The organism is uncultured Agathobaculum sp. (genome assembly GCF_963927765.1).
GTDB lineage: Bacteria > Bacillota > Clostridia > Oscillospirales > Butyricicoccaceae > Agathobaculum.
In genome coordinates, this window is record NZ_CAWVCU010000041.1 from 1 (window position 1) to 4451 (window position 4451).

Below are 4451 nucleotides of genomic sequence, written 5' to 3' on the forward strand. Positions count from 1 at the left end.
CAACCAGAATCACCTTCAACATACCGCCTCCGAAATACAAAAACTTATATATTGTATTATAAACTACCAACCGTCAATTTACAAGCACTTGTGCAAAGTTTTTATTGCGCTGAAGCGTTCGTTACGGAACCATTGTGTTTTCGCTCTGTATTGCTTCCACCGTATCCGGCTCCTCTTCCGCGAAATACGCGTCGAGAATATCCCGTACGATCGGCGCGACCGCAGAGCCGTGTCCCGCGCCTTCACCAACCACGCAAATGACGATCTCCGGATCGTCAAACGGCGCAAAAGCGACGAACAAGCCGTTGGTGTATTCAATCACCGCGCTGTTCGGATCATCAGGATCGGACAGCTCATACATTTCCGCCGAACCGGTCTTACCGCCGACCTTGATCGGATAATCGGCAAAGGTCGTTGCCGCGGTACCGCCCTCCGCAGTAACCTCGCTCATGCCCTGCATGACCAGATTACGCGTTGCGTCCGAAAACTCGATCGTACCGATCACCTCGGGCTGCCGCTCCTCTACCACATCGGAATAATCATAGGTCTTGATGCTCTTGACCAGCGTCGGCTGGTACAGCGTGCCGCCATTGACGACCGCTGCCATGTAGTTAGCCAGCTGCAAGGGGGTGAACAGGTTGTCCGACTGGCCGATCGCGGCGTTGACAACGTCACCACCCTGCCACTCGCGCAGCGAGGGGTCGTTTTTGCGGTTTGCCTCGCGCTCGGTCGGACCGGCTGCCTGACCGGCATACTCCGCGATCTCCACGCCGGTCACATTGCCAAGGCCAAATTTATCACACCACTGCTCCAAATGTGCACCGGTGAGCTGCTGGCCGACGTTATAGAAGAATACATTGCAGGAATATTTGATCGCCTGCGTCACATCCAGCGTCATAGGCTGATCGTGGTTGGAACAAGTAAAAGTCACGCCGCCATACTCAAACTTACCATCACAGGTATAGGTTGTATTCGCGTCGATAATACCCTCCTCAAGCGCCGCAATCGCGGTCAGCACCTTGAAGGTAGAGCCAGGCGGATACAGGCCCTGCGTCGCGCGGTTGAGCTCCGGGCTTCTGGAATCGCTGGAAATCTGGTCATAATCCTTGTTGTAATTTTCCAGATCATACGTCGGATAGGACGCCATGACCAGCATCTCACCCGTGTCCGGATCCAGTGCAACCGCAGCGCCGCCGCGCTGATACTCAGACAGGTAGTTTGCCAAAGAATTTTCCGCCACTTCCTGCAGCTCCAGATCAATGGTGGTGATAACATTGTCACCCGGCTGCGGTGCATACGAATTGGCGTGGTCAGTGATGCTGTCGCCGCCCAGATCGGTTTCAACGGTGCGCGACCCCGCCGTACCATGCAGGTATTCCTCCAGCGCCGCCTCCAAACCGCTTTTACCGATGGTGTCGTTCATGGTGTAGCCCGCCTTATCCTCATACGGGCCGCCGTTTTTCGTGCCCGTCCATTCCTCGGTATACATCGGGCCAACCGTTCCCAACAAATGCGCGGCATAGGTGGTATCATACTTGCGGATGGCTTCGCTCTGCACATCCACACCGGTATACTGCTGGTGGTGCTCCTTAATATAGGCGATCAAATCCATAGAAACATTGTCCGCCAGGGTAAAGGTCGCATTATTGTTGAAGCCTACGCGGCGCATACTGTAATACAAGCCGACCAGTGTGCGCGCATCTGCCTCGGACAGTCCGGTCGGCATACCGAGGTTTGTCTCCATATAGGTGCGCATAGCGCTGACAAACTCAGAGGCCGAGACCAGCGTAGTCGCATCAAGCTGTGCCACTTGGTCAATCAGATTGCCATCTGCATCATATTGCGGATTTGTTTCATTTGCTGCACTGGCAGCAGTTTTGGCATCCTGCACCGCTTGCAAGCCGAGCGTTTCCGCGCTCTGCTTGATATAGTCAGACAACGCCTTTCGTTCGGAGTCACCCGCCGCACCAACATATTCATACGGCGCGGTATCCGTGATCGGCATCACATCGTTGAGCACAGCACCGCTCGTTTCTTCTGTTGTGTCAGTTTCCGTTTCGGTGCCGTCCTCGATATCACCGCCGGTCGTGTCCCCGGATGCAGCCGCAGCCCCGTCCGCCTTGACCCGGTTTGCCAGATCCAACAGGACCTCAAAGCGGTCCTCCTTATCCTCCCAAAAGGAGGAATAGATCAGCACAAGGGAAAAGCCGGTCTGGTTTGTTACCATTGCCCGTCCATAGCGATCCAAAATTTCTCCGCGCGCTGCCGATACGGTAGACGTTGTTGTCAAAAAGCTTGCCGAACGGCGTACATAGCTTTCCCCATTGATCAGCTGTAGCTGAAGCAGCTGTCCGCCTGCAAGTCCCACGCACAGCAGCAGCAGGCAGCCCAGCACCAGCAAGCGGCGCAGCAATTGAGTTTTATTTACCATAGGGGGTTCCTCTTTTCGCTTCTCATCGGTTGGCGAATTTTCGACTGATTTTCTGCATCGGCCAATACACGATAAAGCAGAACAGGCAGGCCAGCAGCGTTCCGCCGATGATCTGCCGCAGCACCAAACCAAACGAGGCGCCGGCCTGCGGCAGCAGATAGGAAAAATATCGCAAAAGCCCGAGCACAATCATTTCAAACGCCGTCATCAGCACCATGGACACATAGCTTCCGCTGAGCGTCAGACGGCTCATCTCCCCCGCAATAAACCCGAAGATCAGGAAAAACAACGGATACAGGCCGTCAATGCCGATAAAGCCCAGATCGTAAAACAGCCCCACTGTGATGCCGATGATGACGCCCTCGACCGGGCCGTCCAGCAGCGCAGCCGCAGCCACCAGCGCGGGCAGCAAATCCAGATGGTATCCGCGAATGGACCATGTACCGAACAAACTGGTTTGCAGCACATAAATCAGCAGCACAAACAAGATGTACAGCACAACCTTCGGGATGGATAATTGTTCTCTCTGCATGTACTCACTCCGTAGTATCCGTAAAGTCGGTGACAATGGAAACGCTCGATACGGTATCCACATTCACAAACGGCTTGATGACCGCATAATAGGAAATGCCGTTTTCCTCCGGCAGCACGCTTTCCACCGTGCCGATCATCACGCCCTTGGGGAACAGTCCCCCGCGGCCGGAGGTCTCCACCGTATCGCCAATGACGACGCTGGAATCCTCGGTCAGATAGGACAGACGCAGATTGCCATCCGCCATCAGGTCGTAATTGCCCTCGGCAATGGCGGTTTCACGAGTGCGGGTAATGAGCGCGCCGCACTGCATCTCCACATCAATCACGGTTGTGACTTCACAGTTATTGGAATATACCTCGCTGACGTAGCCCACCATACCGTCCACCGTGGTAACCAGATCACCTTCCTCCACACCGTGGGACGAGCCCTTGTCCAAACTGAGCGTCATCGCCCAGTCGCCCGGGTTGCGGGCAATGACCTCTGCATTGATGGTCGTCAGTTCACGCGTGCGCTCGGGCTGGCCCGCCGCTGCGCGCAGCTGGTTGTTTTCCTCGATCGCCAGTTCCGCGTCACGCACCGCCTGCTCCATATCGCGGATTTGCTTCTTCAGTTCCTCATTTTCCGCCTTGAGCTCGTCAAATTCGGTGAAGTACCCGAACCCTTTGCCCAGCGCGCCGGTCACACCGGAGGCCAACCGCTGTACCGGCGTGGTCACAAAGCTGACCAAACGGGTCACCGGAGACGGATTGCCGGTTACACCGCTGTACAGCGCGGACAGGATGCACAGCACGATCACAACCACCACGCCGACCACAAAACGGGACCCCACTCTGTTACGTCTTCGCAAAAGTTCTAAACTCCTTTCATTGTTCCAAGCAGCGCCGGTTTCAACAGGTTTCCCGCGCAATCTGCCGCAGGATCACATGCAGTCCAGCCACCGGCAGGCCCATAACACTGTAATAATCACCTTCAATGCCCTCAATGAGCAGCGCACCGTGCCCCTGTATGCCGTAAGCGCCCGCCTTGTCCAGCGGCTCTCCTGTGGCCAGATAGGCCGCCAGTTCGTCCTCATCAAAATCACGGAACGTCACGCGCGTGCGGGTGCACAGCGTGCGCGCCTCACCTTTCGGCGGCAGAACAGCCAGTCCGGTCAGCACCTCATGCGTGCGTCCGCGCAAACGGCGCAGCATGTCCGCAGCCTGTCTTTCGTCCGCAGGCTTGCCCAGCGGCAGACCGTCTATTGTGACCATCGTATCCGACCCGATGCATACCGCATCCGGATGCATCTGCTGCGCTGCCTGTGCTTTGAGCTGCGACAGGCGCACGACTTCTTCCTCGAGCGGCGCGCTGGGACGCAGCGTTTCATCTGCATCCGCCGGACAGACGGTAAATTCCTCGGTAATCAGCGCCAGCAGTTCGCGTCTGCGCGGCGATGCGGACGCCAGAACGATTTGCATTATTCGACTCCTCTTTTATATAGTCCGT

4 protein-coding genes are annotated in these 4451 nt (G+C 56.2%); all 4 read right to left on the bottom strand.

The window, feature by feature from the left end; translation table 11 throughout:
- Positions 1 to 121 precede the first annotated feature (121 nt).
- Genes ABGT74_RS03320 through ABGT74_RS03335 form a run of 4 tightly spaced genes read right to left on the bottom strand, consistent with a single transcriptional unit; the run spans position 122 to position 4423 of the window.
- On the bottom strand, positions 122 to 2431 hold the full coding sequence (locus ABGT74_RS03320; RefSeq protein WP_346704450.1) for a penicillin-binding transpeptidase domain-containing protein: 2310 nt from the start codon (positions 2429 to 2431) through the stop codon (positions 122 to 124).
- Between the two features lie 22 nt (positions 2432 to 2453).
- Entirely contained in the window at positions 2454 to 2963 is a 510-nt protein-coding gene (gene mreD / locus ABGT74_RS03325) for a rod shape-determining protein MreD (protein ID WP_297283917.1), read from the bottom strand.
- A 4-nt stretch (positions 2964 to 2967) separates the two neighbouring features.
- The gene (gene mreC / locus ABGT74_RS03330; RefSeq protein WP_346704451.1) at positions 2968 to 3813 is read right to left on the bottom strand and encodes a rod shape-determining protein MreC; all 846 of its coding nucleotides are present in this window, start codon (positions 3811 to 3813) and stop codon (positions 2968 to 2970) included.
- 40 nt (positions 3814 to 3853) lie between these two features.
- Positions 3854 to 4423, bottom strand: a complete 570-nt coding sequence (locus ABGT74_RS03335) for a Maf family protein (RefSeq protein ID WP_346704452.1) — start codon at positions 4421 to 4423, stop codon at positions 3854 to 3856.
- Positions 4424 to 4451: the final 28 nt, after the last annotated feature.